The sequence below is a fragment of the Pseudoalteromonas sp. T1lg48 genome (assembly GCF_002964785.1).
In the GTDB taxonomy this organism is placed as follows: Bacteria; Pseudomonadota; Gammaproteobacteria; order Enterobacterales; family Alteromonadaceae; genus Pseudoalteromonas.
Genome location: NZ_PQCC01000004.1, coordinates 244,155 through 261,569 on the forward strand (window position 1 = coordinate 244,155; position 17,415 = coordinate 261,569).

At 45.7% G+C, this 17,415-nt stretch carries 22 protein-coding genes; 1 reads left to right on the forward strand and 21 read right to left on the reverse strand.

The genetic code is table 11. The annotated features are described in order from the left end of the window. Nucleotides 1-26 precede the first annotated feature (26 nt). The 8 genes from C2M29_RS06495 to C2M29_RS06535 form a co-directional block, all read right to left on the reverse strand. The gene (locus C2M29_RS06495; RefSeq protein ID WP_105188980.1) at nt 27-893 is read right to left on the reverse strand and encodes a hypothetical protein; all 867 of its coding nucleotides are present in this window, start codon (nt 891-893) and stop codon (nt 27-29) included. Between the two features lie 106 nt (nt 894-999). Further along, nucleotides 1,000-1,461 carry a hypothetical protein gene (locus C2M29_RS16560; RefSeq protein WP_158677954.1) on the reverse strand — a complete coding sequence of 154 codons (462 nt, stop codon included), beginning with the start codon at nt 1,459-1,461 and terminating at the stop codon, nt 1,000-1,002. Between the two features lie 77 nt (nt 1,462-1,538). After that, nucleotides 1,539-2,885: a serine hydrolase domain-containing protein gene (locus C2M29_RS06510; RefSeq protein WP_105188983.1), complete on the reverse strand. Its 1,347-nt coding sequence runs from the start codon at nt 2,883-2,885 to the stop codon at nt 1,539-1,541. Between the two features lie 120 nt (nt 2,886-3,005). Then, on the reverse strand, nt 3,006-3,410 hold the full coding sequence (locus tag C2M29_RS06515; RefSeq protein ID WP_105188984.1) for a hypothetical protein: 405 nt from the start codon (nt 3,408-3,410) through the stop codon (nt 3,006-3,008). A gap of 135 nt (nt 3,411-3,545) precedes the next feature. Beyond that, nucleotides 3,546-3,812 carry a hypothetical protein gene (locus tag C2M29_RS06520; protein ID WP_105188985.1) on the reverse strand — a complete coding sequence of 89 codons (267 nt, stop codon included), beginning with the start codon at nt 3,810-3,812 and terminating at the stop codon, nt 3,546-3,548. A gap of 102 nt (nt 3,813-3,914) precedes the next feature. Next, nucleotides 3,915-4,784 carry a PhzF family phenazine biosynthesis protein gene (locus tag C2M29_RS06525; RefSeq protein ID WP_105189324.1) on the reverse strand — a complete coding sequence of 290 codons (870 nt, stop codon included), beginning with the start codon at nt 4,782-4,784 and terminating at the stop codon, nt 3,915-3,917. Between the two features lie 108 nt (nt 4,785-4,892). Beyond that, a complete protein-coding gene (locus C2M29_RS06530; RefSeq protein WP_105188986.1) occupies nt 4,893-5,309 on the reverse strand; it encodes a hypothetical protein in 417 nt (138 codons plus the stop codon). Between the two features lie 103 nt (nt 5,310-5,412). Then, complete coding sequence (locus C2M29_RS06535; protein ID WP_105188987.1) at nt 5,413-5,901, reverse strand: hypothetical protein; 489 nt, start codon at nt 5,899-5,901, stop codon at nt 5,413-5,415. Between the two features lie 243 nt (nt 5,902-6,144). Between C2M29_RS06535 and C2M29_RS06540 the strand changes: the two genes are divergently transcribed. After that, nucleotides 6,145-7,116 (forward strand): integron integrase, encoded by a 972-nt coding sequence (locus tag C2M29_RS06540; protein WP_105188988.1) that lies wholly within the window; start codon nt 6,145-6,147, stop codon nt 7,114-7,116. Between the two features lie 139 nt (nt 7,117-7,255). Here the strand turns inward: C2M29_RS06540 and C2M29_RS06545 are convergent, their stop codons facing one another. The 13 genes from C2M29_RS06545 to C2M29_RS06605 all read right to left on the reverse strand — a co-directional run bounded on the left by C2M29_RS06545 (nt 7,256) and on the right by C2M29_RS06605 (nt 17,181). Then, a complete protein-coding gene (locus tag C2M29_RS06545) occupies nt 7,256-7,531 on the reverse strand; it encodes an HU family DNA-binding protein (RefSeq protein ID WP_105188989.1) in 276 nt (91 codons plus the stop codon). 122 nt (nt 7,532-7,653) lie between these two features. Continuing rightward, nucleotides 7,654-8,184: a DUF3833 domain-containing protein gene (locus tag C2M29_RS06550; RefSeq protein WP_105188990.1), complete on the reverse strand. Its 531-nt coding sequence runs from the start codon at nt 8,182-8,184 to the stop codon at nt 7,654-7,656. Next, nucleotides 8,181-8,681 (reverse strand): chalcone isomerase family protein, encoded by a 501-nt coding sequence (locus tag C2M29_RS06555; RefSeq protein ID WP_158684655.1) that lies wholly within the window; start codon nt 8,679-8,681, stop codon nt 8,181-8,183. Before C2M29_RS06555 ends, C2M29_RS06550 begins: the two co-directional genes overlap by 4 nt. A 14-nt stretch (nt 8,682-8,695) precedes the next feature. Continuing rightward, nucleotides 8,696-9,205 (reverse strand): DUF2878 domain-containing protein, encoded by a 510-nt coding sequence (locus C2M29_RS06560; RefSeq protein WP_105188992.1) that lies wholly within the window; start codon nt 9,203-9,205, stop codon nt 8,696-8,698. After that, on the reverse strand, nt 9,177-10,442 hold the full coding sequence (locus C2M29_RS06565; protein WP_105188993.1) for an SAM-dependent methyltransferase: 1,266 nt from the start codon (nt 10,440-10,442) through the stop codon (nt 9,177-9,179). The genes C2M29_RS06560 and C2M29_RS06565 overlap by 29 nt, the downstream gene beginning before the upstream one ends. Then, a complete protein-coding gene (locus tag C2M29_RS06570) occupies nt 10,442-11,155 on the reverse strand; it encodes a DUF1365 domain-containing protein (protein ID WP_105189325.1) in 714 nt (237 codons plus the stop codon). Before C2M29_RS06570 ends, C2M29_RS06565 begins: the two co-directional genes overlap by 1 nt. A 64-nt stretch (nt 11,156-11,219) precedes the next feature. Next, entirely contained in the window at nt 11,220-12,476 is a 1,257-nt protein-coding gene (locus C2M29_RS06575; RefSeq protein ID WP_105188994.1) for an NAD(P)/FAD-dependent oxidoreductase, read from the reverse strand. After that, the gene (locus C2M29_RS06580) at nt 12,473-13,180 is read right to left on the reverse strand and encodes an SDR family NAD(P)-dependent oxidoreductase (RefSeq protein WP_105188995.1); all 708 of its coding nucleotides are present in this window, start codon (nt 13,178-13,180) and stop codon (nt 12,473-12,475) included. The genes C2M29_RS06575 and C2M29_RS06580 overlap by 4 nt, the downstream gene beginning before the upstream one ends. After that, on the reverse strand, nt 13,177-13,605 hold the full coding sequence (locus tag C2M29_RS06585; RefSeq protein WP_105188996.1) for a nuclear transport factor 2 family protein: 429 nt from the start codon (nt 13,603-13,605) through the stop codon (nt 13,177-13,179). The genes C2M29_RS06580 and C2M29_RS06585 overlap by 4 nt, the downstream gene beginning before the upstream one ends. Beyond that, entirely contained in the window at nt 13,598-14,995 is a 1,398-nt protein-coding gene (gene phrB / locus C2M29_RS06590; protein ID WP_105188997.1) for a deoxyribodipyrimidine photo-lyase, read from the reverse strand. The genes C2M29_RS06585 and phrB overlap by 8 nt, the downstream gene beginning before the upstream one ends. Further along, nucleotides 14,995-15,945, reverse strand: a complete 951-nt coding sequence (locus tag C2M29_RS06595) for a YbgA family protein (protein ID WP_105188998.1) — start codon at nt 15,943-15,945, stop codon at nt 14,995-14,997. The genes phrB and C2M29_RS06595 overlap by 1 nt, the downstream gene beginning before the upstream one ends. Further along, nucleotides 15,945-16,631, reverse strand: a complete 687-nt coding sequence (locus tag C2M29_RS06600; RefSeq protein ID WP_105188999.1) for a ChrR family anti-sigma-E factor — start codon at nt 16,629-16,631, stop codon at nt 15,945-15,947. The genes C2M29_RS06595 and C2M29_RS06600 overlap by 1 nt, the downstream gene beginning before the upstream one ends. Next, on the reverse strand, nt 16,624-17,181 hold the full coding sequence (locus C2M29_RS06605; RefSeq protein WP_105189326.1) for a sigma-70 family RNA polymerase sigma factor: 558 nt from the start codon (nt 17,179-17,181) through the stop codon (nt 16,624-16,626). The genes C2M29_RS06600 and C2M29_RS06605 overlap by 8 nt, the downstream gene beginning before the upstream one ends. Nucleotides 17,182-17,415 lie beyond the last annotated feature (234 nt).

Consider the following 17,415-nt stretch of genomic DNA (forward strand, 5'->3'; position numbering starts at 1 on the left):
AATCCGACTTTATGGCCTTGTTAGCATTACGGAACTTGAACAAAAATAAAGTGCTCGTCCAATTTTTCGGGTTTGTGTATAGAATACAAACACGTGCCTTCAGGGCTCTCTAGTTTTACAACAATCTCATTTGCCCCAATGTGTTTTAACGTAGATGTTAATTTAGTTTTGTTATTAGGGAAATTTAAGTGCTCGACATTTAATGGTGTAGGTTTAAAATGCTGAATCAAGCTTGCCTCTAATGTTTCAACAACTTGTTCGAAAGTGATTTCATCGCAATCTAACTCACCGGGTTTATATAGAATAATCGATGCGCTTTTGAACTGATCTCTAGCATTAAGCTTAGCCAAGATGGTTTGAAGCTTTTCATGCCCCTCACCAAGCCTATCTTGAGCAGTTCTTCCATTTTTAGCCGCCATCCCAATGTATTCAATGCATAGTGGGATAGAGTATTCTAGGTTCTTAGCGTAATTAGTTACAAAAACAAGATCACATGGAAACTTTTGATTTGCAGCACCATTAGCAAAAGAAAACTCAAAACTATCGTAATCCCTTCCATATTTACAAGCGGCAACATCAGATAAAGGTAACAACGGAGAGTCGAACTTAGTAAGTTGTGACCTTTCTTCACCTAACTCATTTTCAAATATTAATTCTGCCTCAAATGAGATCTCATCTAATAGTCTAACGCTATCCTTATTAACCTTGAATTTAGTATGAGTTACCAAAGCATAAGCGTGAAACCCACTAAAGTCCCCGTGAAAAAATAATCTGTGATCATGACTCTCTTGATGCACATAAAGTTCATCTTCTTTAGTAGGAGCCAAGTCTAATAAACCAATATTTTTAGCCTGCACAATACTTGCAGGACCTGACAATAAAACTAGCGGCAAATTTGTTCTCCACGCTTGTAATGCTAACGCCGCAAATAAACGGCTAAAAATAGTGGGCTATAATTTGTGAGGTACGAACAAAGCCCACTGTTTTTTGTCCGCACTTTTAATTTGCTTTGTTATATTGCGATTTACACAATACATTTTTATTAGCGCCACTACCATACAGCTTTAACCTTTCTGTACCACCTGTTTTTTCAAAAAACTCTTGTAATGTAATTTCCTTTTGCTCGTAGCTCATTAGCTGCCAGAAACCGTAAAAACCTTTGAACCAAAAGTAATAGAACACAGTTCCGACTGCTAATAGCAAATATACCGATTTACCTACTTTTCGTTTGTACCTTATGCCGCAATAAAAAAACCAAATGCTGCTAAATATCGCCAGAATGAAAAACGCAGAGAAAGGAGTTATTAAAGTATCAGAGTTACTCCAAATAGAGCTTAAACAAGTGATATTTCTGCCTGACACTATTGAAAAGATCAAAGTAATCTTAAAAAAGAAATACAACAACACGGTAATGAACACCGCATATAAGATACCACTTTCCTTGCTTTCTTTTGTATTCAACGCTTGACCTTACAAAGCAATATAACGCCCGCCACAAACGTGAGCAACGTGTTGCGAGTCGTTTTTGATGGCGATTGTTATATTTCCATTCTAACTAAAGGTGCTCGTTCACCCATGTAAATACTGACAGGAACAAGTAAACGCTTATCATCCTGCTCTCGAAGTTGATAATAATCTTCGGTGCATTCATAAGAAAATGAGTTATTTTCCCGAAGCACTAATTTTTGCATGACACCATTGCCGTTTTTGGCGCTGAGTTGACCATTATCGAATGTAACAGTCATAACCGTATCGTCTGCACCTTTGTATGTACCAATCAGAGCCTTAGCTTGCTCCGTGATGTCTTTCTCAGCAATTGGCGCTGGTGAAAGGTTAAGTTGCCTTGCAATCATATTTAACAAAGCCGGGCCTGGGTGAACAGCGTCATTGTTACCGAATACTGTGCCAAGTAAATCATGCGATGGAAAATAGACTGACCATGCCATAAAACCTGGCACCTGCCCTTGATGACTGTACGACGGTTGATCACTTATAGGGTATACATCAGTACCAAATCCATAATTTACTGATTCACCGTTGTTTAATTTTGCTCTAGTTACCATCAGCTGATAATTTTCAGCCGAAATTACCTTCCCTGAACTTAAACCACGATGCCACTGGCTCATGTCATCAAGAGTAGATGCAATTGCCCCCGCTGCATAAATCCAACTGCGGTCAACGTTTTCGGGAGCCACATACAGATCAGGCGCGTTTCTGTTTGAGGTATAGCCTTTAACAATTCGCTTTGAACTTACCCCTTTAGTAACAACAAACGAATTCTTCATGCCTAAAGGGGAAAAAATATTCCGTTGTAAATACTCGCTATATGTCAGCCCAGAAGCAACCTCTATCACCTTTCCCAACAAAATATATCCGGTGTTTGAATACGCATAATCAACACCAGGCTTAGCCAGGACTGGCATTTTACTCACAACATTGATCACTTCATCAATGGGGGCGTACTTGTTCCATCGCTGCCTGACCTCTGTATCCGAGTTGTAATTTGGCAGCCCGGAAGTATGGCTTAGAACACTTTCAATCGTCAGGCTTGCGTACTCGACTGGAATATCTGTAATAAAATCACCTAGGGTACTTTTTAAGGATAACTTTTTATTTTCAGCGAGTTGAAGTATCGCAGCGGCAGTAAACTGCTTTGAAATGGAGCCGATCTGAAAAGTGTCATCAACTCTTAATAGTTCGCGAGTGTTTAGGTCTGCAACACCAAGAGCGCCTTTGAAAACATGCTTTCCAGATTGTTCGATGCTAACTGCAAGTCCCGGTTTATCCGATGATGCATGGCAAGATAATATGGTAGGAAAATCATGTTCTTGTGCATCAACACAGGAAACAAAAAATAGAGAGCTAAACAGTAACTTTCTCAACATGAAAATAAACACTCCTTTGCAATGGAAATATAACGCTTTACTAATGGGCTGCCGCAGCGCAGCGTAGGCAGTCCCGTGGAGGCCACGCTGTTTGTGGCCGGAACGAAATTTAGTAACTTGTTATATAGCCTTGCGTAACCAAAGTAGATGCAAAACTATATGAATAAACAAAAATAAAGCAGGGCATAAAAACAAATAAATCCCAAACCAGCCACTAACGAGTGTAAAAATTTCACCGTCAAATTTAACACCTGACCAATAGGTAAATACCAGGGATATTAAGCCTAAAATAAGAAATACCAACCGCGTTCTAAGATTAAGCTTTAAACCCCAACTTACTGAAGTTAAAGCAATATAGCCTGCAATCCCAAATAGCGAAGTCAGAATCCATTTAAGGCTAAATGTTATCGGTAAATCAAAAATACTGCCTAGTGCACCAATTAAAGCAAAGCATGCGAGTAAAACCAATAAAGTTGATGGCACCCAGGCAAAAACAGTAGTTAACCCAATCAGTAGATTTCTCATAAGCCTCTTAGGCTATATAACGCCTCAATATGGGGCGCATAAATGCATGGCTATACTCAGCGACGAAGGAGCGCAAGCCATGCGTTTTGCGTCCATGCCATTATTGACTTGTTATATGAATTTAACCCAATAACGCTATGAAAGTGCTGCGATAAATAAGACCACAAAAAACAAAATTACACAAATAGCTAGAATATTTCCGATGATTGCCAACGGCTTAGGTAACTTCGTAAATGAACCGCCTGACAGGAAATACCTTTTGGGATTGGTATTAACTAATTCAACCAACTCATCTTTTTGTTGCTTGTCAAGTTGAGAGAAATCTTTGTTAACTTTTCGCGAATGACGAACCGCTTTTATCAAGATAAAACCAACGAAAATTACGATGACGATTTCAATCATACTCAAGATTCATATAACGCTGCGTTAAGGTGTGACAAGCGCTTGCCATACTGTGAGCGAAGCGAAACCGGCAAGCGTTTGGAATCACTCTTGAACGCTTTGTTATACGGAGATTTCCCGCCGTCCAATTTTGTGAGCGAAACCACCAACTCTAACCTTAATAATACCTTGCTCGTTTGAATCTACAGACGCGGTAATTTTTGAAATACATTTCATTGCCCGACCTTGTTCGAAAACAAAACTATTCGAATGTGTATTAAGAAGGTGTTTAGTTAGGTAACACGCTAATGCACCACTCGCACTCCCCGTCGCTGATTCCTCGGAAATACCAAACAGTGGAGCGAAGTTACGACAGCTTGCTGTAACCATGTTTGTTTTTTCACATAACTCAAAAGCATGAATACCAATTACTTCATGCCTTTTACAGAAATTAATGGTTAGATTTTCATTCACTTGAATTTTATCGAGATACCCATATGGGACTGGGACAATAATATCGGGTAAACCTGTTGAAACAACCTCAATCGGCAACCGTGTAGACTCAAGGACTTTCGAGTCTAGCCCGACTAACTCCGATATAAGTTCATAACTGAACTGTGCACCGTATTCTGGTAACTTCTGATCCATGACGACAAGACCGCTTGTCTCTATGGTTACGACGAGTAAACCTGCTTTAGTCCTTTGAACGTATTTACCTTCACTTATGATTCCGTCTTGATACATTGCTGAAAATGCAGCTAATGTAGCGTGTCCACAGAAATCAACTTCACCTGTTACGGTAAAAAAGGACACCTCAAAATCAGCTTCATTATCGCGAGATACAAATGCAGTTTCCGAATAACCAACAACTTGTGCTATTTGTAATTTTTCTTCGTTCGACAAATAATCGGCGTCAAGCACAACACCCGCAGGGTTTCCACCCGTCCCATTCGCAGTAAAGGAATTAACTAAAATAGCTTCAACGTTCTTCAATATCAATTTCTCCGTATAACGCCCGCTTAACAGGCGCAAAAGGCTTGGCTAAAATTAGCGACGAAGGAGTGCAAGCCAAGCTTTTTGCGTCCTTTTTTGAAGCGTTTGTTATGTGTTTTTTACAGCACCAATAACCTTTTCCATGATTATTTGTTGCACCTTTGGATGAAACTCTTCATACATAGTATTAGAGCGAACATTGTTTTTTTCTTGTGGTTTTGGAATAGTGAATTTTTGAGTGTTAACCCAGTTTATTTTACGCCCAGCACTAACAAGATTTTTAGTATCACTTATATCGGTTAACAGTTTATGGTCTGCAATAAAGCCTATACCTTTAACATGAATATCTTTACTGCTTGGGGGGCAAGATTTTAGATAAACAATGTCACCGACTTTTAGGGACGCAACGTATTGAAAAAGTTCTGGTGCATCGGTTTCGTCCCAACCAGGACCTGCAATTGAATTATCAATAAACTCTTGGCTCACATCTTCATCGTAATATGCACCAATTCCAAAAATTGCCATTTAATACTCCTTGGCTTAATTAAACACATAACGCCCAAAGCAGCGGCGCGCGGTAGCGCGTCCAGCCCGTAGGGCGATGCTGCCTTTGCTTGTTAAGTGGATTTTACTCAAACCAGCCTTCCCACTTTTCGTTGGCCTTTTGATGCGATGTAATACCTGCATCTAGGGCCGAATGAAACGCTTCAGCTTGCTCTAAGCGGAAGCCTGCATCTTCAAAATTGAGCATTTTAATATTGCCAATGAGTTTAAATGGCTTTGGCTGAAACATCTGATATAGCTGGATAGGCTCACTTAAGCCTTGCCCCCATGCTTTGATTAAATATACATCCTGCTTTGAACCATCTCCAAGGGTTACTAGACCCTCTTGTGCATATGCCCAAACATCAACTAGGTGCTGATACTTTTCGATTGTCTCATGAGCAAGGTCTACAGCTTGCTGCTGGGTATCGGCTTCAAAGTTCTGTAACTCTCTGCTTTCTCCAGATTGGAAAATTACATATGGGACCATTAATTCTCCATCTTGGCCACTTCCGATATAGGCGCTGTGAGCAAGAATAAGCCCTACTATGTTTCCAATTAGTTCAATGTTCATCGATTCTTCCGTGGCCACTTAACAATTTAATATCGAGCGATTGGGTCGTTTTTCTACCGCAACCTGTCTCGTTTTAGTCCTCTTACCATTGATAGCAGATTCAGGAAGTGTTTGCCAGAACTTAAGTTTCTCAAAGTCTTAGCGGCGTGGGAAAGACAAAAACGACCCATTGGGTCGTTTTCTTGACTATAGGAGAAACACAGCAATACTGTATTTATAAACAGTATTCAGTAGGGTGACCCAATGAGAACTCGCTCACCATTTCTAAACCACATCGCCGAGTTTATGCTGACAAAGCAATATTCGCTCAGAAGCGTTGATACATACCTTAAGTGGATTTCTTCTTATATTCATTTTCATGGTAAGCGTCACCCAGCCTCAATGGGAGATAACGAGGTTGTCGAATACCTCGACTACCTCGTACTCAAATGTAATGTGTCGCCTAAAACACAAGCGACAGCACTAAATTCGTTATCTTTTTTATATAAGCATATAATTAAACAGGATTTGTGTCCTAATCTAACGTTTGTCAGAAGCAAGCGCCAAGCTAAATTACCAATTGTCATGACCCCCGAGGAGGTTAAACTTCTCATGTCGTTTTTAAATAAACGATATTATTTAATTTCGGGTTTAATGTATGGCAGCGGCTTACGTGTCATGGAAGCTGTTCAACTAAGAGTTCAGGATATTGACTTTGACTACAAGTGCATTCGGGTCTGGAATGGAAAAGGGAATAAACATAGGGTAGTTACACTCGCCACAGAACTAATGCCTTTGCTAAGAAATCAAATTGCTCAAGCTGATGAATACTTAAAATTAGATTCCCAGAATAAGCAATATGCTGGTGTTTGGATGCCAAACGCATTAGCAAGAAAGTATCCTAGCGCCAATAAATCACTTGCTTGGCAGTATTTGTTTCCTTCATTTAAATTAAGTGCAGACCCTGAAACGGGCGAGATTCGCCGACACCATTTTCATCAAACAGGAGTACGTAAAGCAGTTAAAGAGGCAGCCAAAAAAGCAAAAATAACAAAACCTATAACGCCCCACACTTTTAGACATTCATTTGCGACCCATTTACTACAAAGTGGTGCCGATATCAGAACCGTGCAAGCTCAACTTGGTCATTCCGATGTCAAGACAACGCAAATATACACTCATGTGTTGCAGCAAGGGGCAAATGGAGTTATCAGCCCGCTGAGTAAAATATTTTAATCGTTATCAAGGTTAGCAATTCGCTCTCAGCAGCCTTCGAGTATGAGCTTTTGTACTAGCTCACAGCAAGAGTTGTTGCACCAAAAAACAGGCATAAAAAAAGGGCGTTAGCGCCCTTTTTCAACAGTATTCTTTACTATTAAGAATTAACTGAATCTTTAAGACCTTTACCTGGCTTGAAGCTAGGAATGTTCGCAGCCGCGATTTGGATTTCCGCGCCTGTTTGCGGGTTGCGGCCTGTACGAGCAGCACGCTCTTTTACAGAGAAAGTACCGAAACCAACTAGCGCAACAGAGTTACCGTCTTTCAAAGAGTCAGTTACTGCACCAGTGAATGCATCTAGCGCACGGCTCGCCGCTGCTTTTGAGATTTCAGCATCGTTGGCGATTTTTTCGACTAATTGAGCTTTGTTCATTGTTTGATTCCTATTCGTTATTTTTTTTGCCTTAGCAAGACCTATATTTAAGTATTTTTATTAACTTGGCAACTGCAAACCACACATTTTTGAGAAAAAACTTCATAAAAATGGGCTATTTGTTAACGTTTTTCGATAACTAGCGTGATTTCGCCAACTTCGACTCCAAACTTATCAATTGCGGTACGGTTGATCAACCTTGTTTCGGTGACAAGAAACATCCAGTCATCAAGGGCTACAGTGATGGTGTCATCGCCATAGGGAATACGCAAACTGTACTGCCAGTGCAAGGCGTTGCCGACCACTTTACCCTCAGCCTGCCCCACCACATCATCGGCGCGACCAAACACCTTACCATCTTCACCCAGTTCCAGATACCAGACCCGGGTGCTCTGCTCTCCGTCTTGCTCTCCACCCAAGTAATAGAACTGCTCATCAAGAATGCCCTTATTCCCATCCCATGAGCCCTGCATATCGACTTTGAAACGCCGGGTGACCATACCGCTATAGTCTTGGACTATGCCATAGGCCACCAGCTCACCGTTAAAAAAGCGCTTAAAGTCGAATTGCGGCTCTGTGCCTTGATAATCCTCTATGCTAACGCTGCAGGACACTAGCAGCATCAACAGTGGCAGTATGACTAAGTGCCTCATGGACGACCTCCCAATAATTGCGCCCTAAGCCCGGGCTCTGTTGTCTGTGGCGACAGCCAGATTGAGGTAAAAGCGTCGCTAAACGCTGGGTCGTCAACCTGGTGCAGTAATTCGCCGTTGAAGTAAAAAGTACCCTTACCGCTGGCATCGGTGACAAAACTTAGCGTATCTCCGGCACTGACATCCGGCCACAAACCCTTTAATAGGCCTTTATAGGCAGTCACGTACTCAGGTCTATCTAGCTTACGCCATTGGTCCAGAGTGGCTTTGGTAATGTCGTCGCCTTCAATATCACGCAAATAGGTTAAGGACAAACGCATGGGGTGATGGCCAAAGCGATACTCACCAGTATCCGTGGCCAGTTCAGCGCGGTAGATATCCCAAAACAGGTAACGCATCACGCCTTCGCCAACGTCCTGCCACTTATCTGTGGTCGCCGTGGCCGGAAGCGCGAGCACAAAGGCCGCTGACAGTATTGCACTTTTCCAAGCATTCATAACGGTGCTCCTCATCAACTCGTATGTGTCAGTACGTGTTGCAAGCGTCGATTGATCACTACCATGAGGGTAAAAGTAACGGCCCATAGGCCACCGTAAAGAAGGTAAAATTGCCACCAGGGCACCCCCAAGGCAAAAATCTCAAAGTGGGCGGCGGTGATATAACTGGATGGTGCACAGAGCCAGCACAGTAGAAAGCATTGCCACCAGTTAAAACGCTTTATAAAAGCCAAGGAATGATTAATGGTGAGGATCAACGCCAACCATAAGAGCAAAAGCCAGGCAGGTACCAGGGCATCGGCAAATTGTAAAAGCCCGAGCCATTGGGCCAATGCCTCACAGGCAAAGGCCAACACCAGGGTGCTACATAAGTAGAGGTCGCGGCGACGCTCTGAGGACAGCCACAGCATCATAAGCACACACAGCGCCATAAAAGGCAGTGCCCGCTGCTGGGCATAAAAAGCTGCCCACCAGCAGCTTTGAAACAGCAGAAAGTTAGTAATGCAAAGCCAGCGCCGCGTCATTGGTCTTAAACCCTTGCTTGCGCGCAACTAGGTGCACGGTACTGATGGCCCGTTGACGAAATGCGCCTTCACAATAGCCCAGGTAGTACTGCCATAGACGGTAAAATTGTGTATTAAATTTAGCGCCCTGCAACTGTGGCCAGGCTTTATCAAACCGCTCTCTCCAATCGGCCAGCGTGCGAGCGTAATGCAAACCAATATCGTGGAGCTCGTGCATCACCAGATCTGTGCCTTGTCGCAAGTGACGGCTCATTTCATCAATGCTGACCAAGCAGCCACCAGGAAAAATATACTGCTGGATAAAGTCGGTCTGCTTGACGTAAGTATGATAACGCTGGTCGTTGATGGTGATCGCTTGAAGCAGCATGGCACCATCGGACTTAAGCAGGCTGTTGCATTTGGCAAAGAAACCACTGAGGTACTGATGACCTACGGCCTCAATCATCTCAATGGATACCAGCTTGTCGTACTGGCCCTCGAGTAAACGGTAGTCCTGTTTGAGCAGGGTGATCTTGTCTTCGAGGCCCAGGGCTTTTATCTTGTTTGCCACATAATCATGTTGCTCTTCGGATATGGTGGTGGTGGTTACATGCACGTCATAATGGGTGGCGGCATAGATGGCAAAAGCGCCCCACCCGGTGCCAATCTCTATGACTGTGTCGCCATCTTTGAGCTGTGCGCGCTCGCAAATGAGCTTGAGTTTATGTTGCTGTGCCTGCTCGAGGCTGGCTTCTTTATGCGGATACACGGCGCAGGAATAGAGCATTTCATTACTTAAAAATGACTCGTACAACTCGTTGCCTAAATCGTAATGAGCGACAATATTGCGTTTTGAGCCGGCGCTGGAGTTACGGTTGCGCGCATGCTTAAGGCGATACGCAAGCCCGCTCAGCAGCGCAAAGCGACGTTCAAAAGCATCCAGCTGTGCCTGGTTTAAAACAAATATTTCAATCAGGCGCGTGAGATTATCGCACTCCCAGTGGCCGTCAATGTAAGATTCTGCGGCGCCAATGCTGCCAGAAAATGCGAACGCCTGATACATCTTGGCGTCAACAACCTTGACCACTGCTTTAGGCCGCGCTGACTTATCACCAAAAGCATGCACCGGCTCGCCTCGCTCATGAATTTCGATACACCCATGCTCGAGCGTATTAAACGCGGCAAAAACCAGACGCTTGGCCAACTTGGTTTTCCAACTTACATTTGAATTTATTTTTACCTCGGTAACTCTATCCATCATTCTTTCCCAGGGTGAGCGTAAAAAGGCACTCGTTTCAAAAATAATTTAACTGCTTGCCAGTAGATCCCTTTGACTATGCTCAGGCTCATCGCTGGAAAGCGCTTAAGCAACTCACTCACCGCCTGTTTATCCAATTTACGTCGTTGCAGGCGAAGAGTGGCATCGAACAGCAGGTTCTCCTGGCGCTTGTTCTCGATATGGATCAGCAGGGATTTGGGCAGCACTTTAACCGCCCAGTGATAATGCATGTCCAGATTCATAAAAGGAGATACGTGGAAACATTTCTTAAAGTTCACTTTAGTGTGCAGATCGACTAAGTAATAATGGCGCTCATTCCAGGGCGTATTACTGACCTCTGCCATCATATGGGTAAAACTGACAGCCCCACGGCGTTGAAAAAAGTAGAAATTTGCCGGCGAAAAGTACAGACCGAAACAGCGCAACTGAGCAAGCAGGTATACGGACTCAACCTCGATGCTACTGTCTAGGGTATGCAGTTGCTTGATTGCCCGTGTACTCACATCCCCTTCCTGCAAGGGCACGTAATCGCTTTGCTTAAAACGCAGTAGTTTACCTCTCCCTGTGCCCAGTAAGGGATGAACATTGTCCAGTTGTTCCGGGTGAGCAAGGTCGACCCACATCATATAGAGCGGATAATGAAAGTGATGAGGTTTGGGATCAAAGCGCCGATGGCGTATATCGCCGAGCATGATCGCGCTTTGCCATAGGGCCGCCTGCGCCACCTCATGGGGATCAATGTCAAACGCCAGTGCGCTAGTCAAAATCCACTCCCAGTGCTTTGGCTACGTCGACGGCACTGCGCACTCCGTCTTCATGAAAACCGTTATACCAGTAGGCACCGCAAAAATACGTGTGCTGTTTACCGTTAATCTCAGGGCGGCGCTGCTGAGCCTGCAAACTCTGTTGGTTAAACACCGGATGATGATAGGTAAAATGGCGCAAAATATGTTCCTCGGCGATAACCTCATCTCCATTGAGGGTGACACAAATAGGTTGCTCAGAGCTAAGCCCTTGAAGAATATTCATATTATAGGTCACTACCGCGGCCCTATCGACATTATTGTCGAGGCGATAGTTCCAACTGGCCCAGGCTGCAGGACGTTTGGGCAATAAGGAGCTGTCGGTATGCAGAACCACAGAGTTGGCGGTATAGGGGATAGCACCGAGCACCTGCTGCTCTGCCTCGCTGGCATCAGCAAGCAGGGCGAGGGCCTGATCCGAATGGCAGGCAAACACCACGGCATCAAAGTGCTCGCTACGGCCATCATTAAGGTGAATGACTACTCCCTGTTCATTGCGCTCTACCCTGTCTATATGGGCACCCAATTCTATTCTGTCTTTAAAAGAGGCAATCAAAGGATCAATGTACTGGCGGGAGCCGCCGGGGATCACATACCACTGAGGTCGGTTGGCTATATCCAACAAACCATGGTGGTAGAAAAAGCGAACAAAAAAGTCGATAGCAAAGTCATTCATCTGCTTCAGTGAAGTGGACCAAATTGCCGCCCCCATGGGCAAAATATAGTGCTGGCGGAAGAAGTCATTAAAGCCGTGGCGATCCAAAAACTGTCCTAGGGTAACGTCATCTTGAAAATCACCGGTGTTATACATGTCCTTACAAATGCGATTAAAGCGCACTATTTGCCATAACAAATGCCAGAACTTCGGGCGCAACAGATTGCGTCGCTGGGCAAACAAGGTACTCAGGGTATGACCATTGTATTCAAAGCCACTCTCGCAATGATGCACGCTAAAACTCATTTGTGTCGCCTGCCGGCCAATGCCTATCTCTTCCAGCAGTTTCTCGAATTTTGGATAGGTGCGGTCGTTAAAGACAATAAACCCGGTATCCACGGCCAGGGTTTGGCCGTCAATGGTTACATCCACCGTAGCCGTATGTCCGCCAATATAGTTATTTTTTTCGAACACCTTTACCTGGTGTTTTTTTGCCAACAAGTGAGCGCTGGTTAAACCGGCAATACCACTGCCGATGATGGCGATATTTTTCACCGTACCATTCCTTTTGCTATTCGTAACCAAAGCGACTGGGGTAACACCCGCAGCGCTTTCAATATTAGGGTAAATCGTTTTGGGAAATGAATTTCAGCCTGACGCTTGTGCAGGCCGCGAGCAATACGCTTGGCGGCGTCCTCAGAACTAATGGCCATGGGCATGGCAAAATCGTTTTTAGCGGTCAATGGGGTGTGCACAAACCCCGGATGCACAACACTGACATCAATATCTGGCAAATCGACGGCCAGGGTGCGGGCCAAATACGTGGCACCGGCCTTGGCTGCACCGTAAGCCTCGGAACGGGTCATGGGTAAATAGGTCACACTGGAAGAAACGATGGCCAATTGTCCACCGGACTTTATCTTGGGCAGTAACGCCTCCAAGCAGTAACCCAGGCTCAGCAAGTTGCCGCGGATCACCCGCTCAAACAAAGCACTGTCGAAATGACGGGCATCATCTATGTATTCACACACCCCGGCATTGAGAACCACTAAATCCAGGTCTTGGATGTCGGCGGTGGCATCGGTTATTTGCGCCAAATCCGTGACGTCAAAACGCAGTGGCGTTATCGAATCATGTTCGCCCAGACTTTGCAGCGCCTCCTGGTCACGTCCACAGGCAAACACCTGATGCTCTTGCGCATATAGGCGCGCCAGACTTTCACCAATTCCCGAAGTTGCGCCGGTGATCAATATCTTCATACGCCGCTCGCTCGCTTTTCAATAAACTTAATCAAACCGCCCAAGACCGGAAGGTTGCGATAGAGCAGCTGGCCGACATCAAAATAGTCGCGGTGCATAATCACCTGCCCATCGACAAACCGCAGCAGGCTATGACCATTTACCAATACCTCTCGGCCCCCATTGATGCGGGGATGGCAAAACGCCATGGTCCAATACAAGAAGGCCCGATCCTCGCATTCAAAACTCTCGATGATGGTAAAACTGCAGTCCTTGATGTTGGCATACAGGTTTGCGAAGTATAGATGTAGTTGATCTCGGCCATGGACCTCGTGGAGCGGATCGATAAAATGTATATCTTGATGATATATCTCATCGAGTAGCGCCAAGTTATCTTTATCCAGACGCTGATACATGGCGATAAAATCGGCAATGCGTTTACTCATGCTCAACCTTAAACCTTGCGAGTGCACGCGCACGCGCACTTTGGTGATCGACAATTGCCGGCCAATAATCTATTCCTCCCACCTTTGCCATATACTGGTGCGGGAAATGGATATCCTTAGTCGGCACCTTTTCTAGCTCTGGTAGATAGTTACGAATAAACTCACCGTCTGGATCAAAGCGTTTGCTTTGGGTGATGGGATTAAAAATACGAAAGTAAGGCTGTGCATCACAGCCGGTACTGGCCGCCCACTGCCAGCCACCGTTATTGGAAGCCAGGTCGCCATCGATCAGATGCCGCATAAAAAACGCTTCACCGCGACGCCAATCAATTAACAGGTGTTTGGTTAAAAAGCTGGCCACCACCATGCGTAACCGATTGTGCATCCAGCCGGTACGCAGCAACTGTCGCATCGCTGCATCGACCAAGGGGTAACCGGTACGACCTTCACACCAGGCCTTAAAGCCAGCCTCATCATCCTGCCATTGCAGCCGGTCATACTTGGTGTTGAAATTTTGGTGTTTACACAGCTGTGGGAAGGCGACCAACAAATGACGATAAAACTCACGCCAAATCAACTCATTAACCCAGCTAAACAAATTACTTTTAGCGCTTTGCAGAATATCCGGATGCCGTGTTTGCAGTTGCACCAACAACTGCTTCATACCAACGATACCAAGCGCCAAATAGGGGCTGAGCCCGGAAGTGCCTTTAATGGCAGGGAAATCCCGGTCTTCGTCGTATCTTGGCAACTTTTCACCGATAAAACGTTCAACCACCCGGGCTAAGGCTGGATCATCCACCGGCCACTTATCTGAACTGCCATCACCGACTAAACAGTCTGGGCGCAGCCACTGGCCTGAGGTTTTAGTGCGAGGCCAAGCGGGTAAGCTAAACTGAGTGCATTCGTACTGCCTAAGCCATTGGCGTTTAAAGGGCGTAAACACCTTAAACATCTCATTATTTTGCGTCGTGACCGTGCCCGGTGGGGCAATCACGTCGCCATCAAAAAAGTGAAAGGACACATTCAATTGCTCGCCGGCATCAACGCAAGCCCTGTCTCTAGCACGCTCATTCACTTCATATTCGCGGTTGGCATACACACCAGTACAGGATAGCTTTTGGCACAGGTCCATAAGTGCAGATGGCACCTGAGCAAACGCGGGGACGGCCAATACATGCAGTTGCACGCCATACTCGCTCAGTTGCTGACCCAGGTAATCGACACGGCGTAACAATAAGTCACGCTGTATTGGTGCCATATCGTGCGCTTGCCATTGTTGCTCGGTGACAAAAAAAACCGCATGCTCGGCACCTTGCTCGAGAGCGGCTATCAAAGCTTCATTGCTGTAAAGGCGCAGATCGCGCCGAAACCAAAAAAGAGGCGTCATTAGATCCCGTATCTTAGTTTTAAATCATTAGGGTGAGGATTAAAGTACACCTGCTGCGCCAAATAGGGGTTGGGATGAACATTGAGCTGGTGCTTCAATAAAGTCAGAGGCACATACAAGGGCACCAAACCCTGGCGATAGTCTTCGATGGCGGCGCGCAGTTCCTCTTTCTCTCCCTTACTGAGATGACGCTTAAAATAGCCCTGCAAGTGCATCAAGGTGTTGGTGTGTGCCTTGCGACTGGCTGGCTTTTTCAACGCCGCCATCAGGCCACTGATGTATTGCTCGGCGATGTCATCAAGGTTGTCACCCTGATGATGTCCCAATAGGCGACCAAGGTCACGATAAGCCTGATAATTGTGACTCATCAGCAGATATTTATGCATGCCGTGGAAACGCGTTAACCTGTGCACACTTAAGGGCTCGCGGCACAACTGACGCCAGCTATGATAGACATAGACGCGCATCACGAAGTTTTCACGCAGGTGCATATCGTTCAGGCGACCATTTTCCTCACAAGGCAGTAAGGGGTTTGCAGCCATGATCTGGGCAGCAAAAAAGCCAACCCCTTCTGCGGTGTTGCCGGTGCCCTCTTCGTTAAAAACTTTAATTCGCTCCATCCCGCAACTTGGGCTTTTGGCACAAAAGATAAAACCGTCAAGCTCAGAGCCATACTTGGCCCCGATGCGCTGGCCGTACTCGGTCAGTTTGTCGCCAACATCACCGGTGCCGTCAGGACGACACACTGTGATTACGTCCCCTTTGCGTACTTGCCTGATAGTAGGTCGTGGTATTGGTAGGCCAATGGCGACCTCGGGACAAAAAGGCACGTACTGAACATGCCTCGCCAGTTCATCCATACAAAAGTTGGAACGTTTATGACCGCTGTCGAAGCGCACCTTCTCGCCGCTTAAGCAGGCACTGATGCCAATTTTAATATCTTGGTTCATTAGTAGATCAGCTCACCAATAGGATTCAATAACTTACTTAGGCCCTTGTTAAAGTGCAGCGCACTATTTACCACCGCTAGACACAAGCAACCATGCTCGGTGTAGGGGGTATGCTGATGACGGTGATCGAGCCAGATAAAATCGCCGGCCTCATAGGTCCCTTGTTCATCACTGAAGCTGCCATCTAGCAAAAGAGTTAACTCAAAACCCGTGTGCGTATGCTCTGGGATAGTACCGCCGGGGGCGATGTACAATAAACTGGTACGCATGCTGCCCTCGTCCAGCTCTAAGCGAGAACGTGCCAGTTTACCCGCCTGCATAAAACGACCCATACCTATGTGACTCAGGGCACGCGGCAAGGTGATGGTGTTATCACCAAAGCGTAGCTCCTTCGAGCTGGCAATGCTGAAATCGTCGCGCAGGCTGTCAGCGGTGATGTCCGCCAGCATATTTGCGTACTCCTCGCTTAACTCTTCATTTAGCATAGCCTCTTGCTGCAACGTCTGCTCCTCACCTTCCTCGTCGGCAAAGGCACTTTGGGCACATTGACGCTCAAGCGTTTCTATGTGAGTGGCGCAGTGAGCACATAATTCCAGATGTGCCGCAATGGCAACGCTGATGGAGGCTGGTAATGCCCCTTGCACATATTGCAGGAGTAAATCTGAGTTGGGATGAAACTTAATCATACTCTGCTCCGAGATAATTTCTAAGCTTAGCTAAAGCCAATCGTAACCGTGATTTCACGGTGCCCACCGGGACGCCCAATTGTTGCGCCAACTGCTCTTGAGAGAGCTCTTGAAAATAAACGCCCTTAACCACTTCGCGCTGTGCCAGAGGCAGCTTGTCTAAATGTTTTAATAACAGCTGGGTTTCGAGATGGTCATCAAACTGATCTGGCTCCGGGCTCGGCAAGGTCGGCCAGATATCTTCACTCAGACAGTCTTCCTTATTACTGCGGATTTTGCGCAAGGCATCGAACGAAGCGTTACGCATGACCGTATAAACCCAGGTCGTTGCGGCTCCCTTGCCAGGATGATACAAGTGCGCCTTACGCCACACAGACGTCATGGTGTCTTGCACCAACTCCAAGGCCGCCGCCTCGTTGTTAAACTGTTTTAAGCCAAAGCGCTTAATTTTCGGCGCGAAATACCGAAACAAACTGGCGAACGCAGTTTTGTCGCGCTCATTGGCTACCTTGACCAAGGCATCACTCAGATGCTCGGTTGACGACATCATTTTTTGTCCTTCACCTTGGCCTTCCTCCACCTTAGAGGAAAGCAGTGAGTATTGCCGTCTGTTCGGGGCATTGGACGCTAATTGCAAGGTCATCTGCTATCTCAATAAAAACAATTGATAGCGACCAATACGTCTGCTGACGAGCAATGGATCACTTATTTTTTAGATACTTATCAGTATGGGGGAGAAGCGGATATTGAGCAAAGAATATAGACGAAATACCTGAGCTTTATT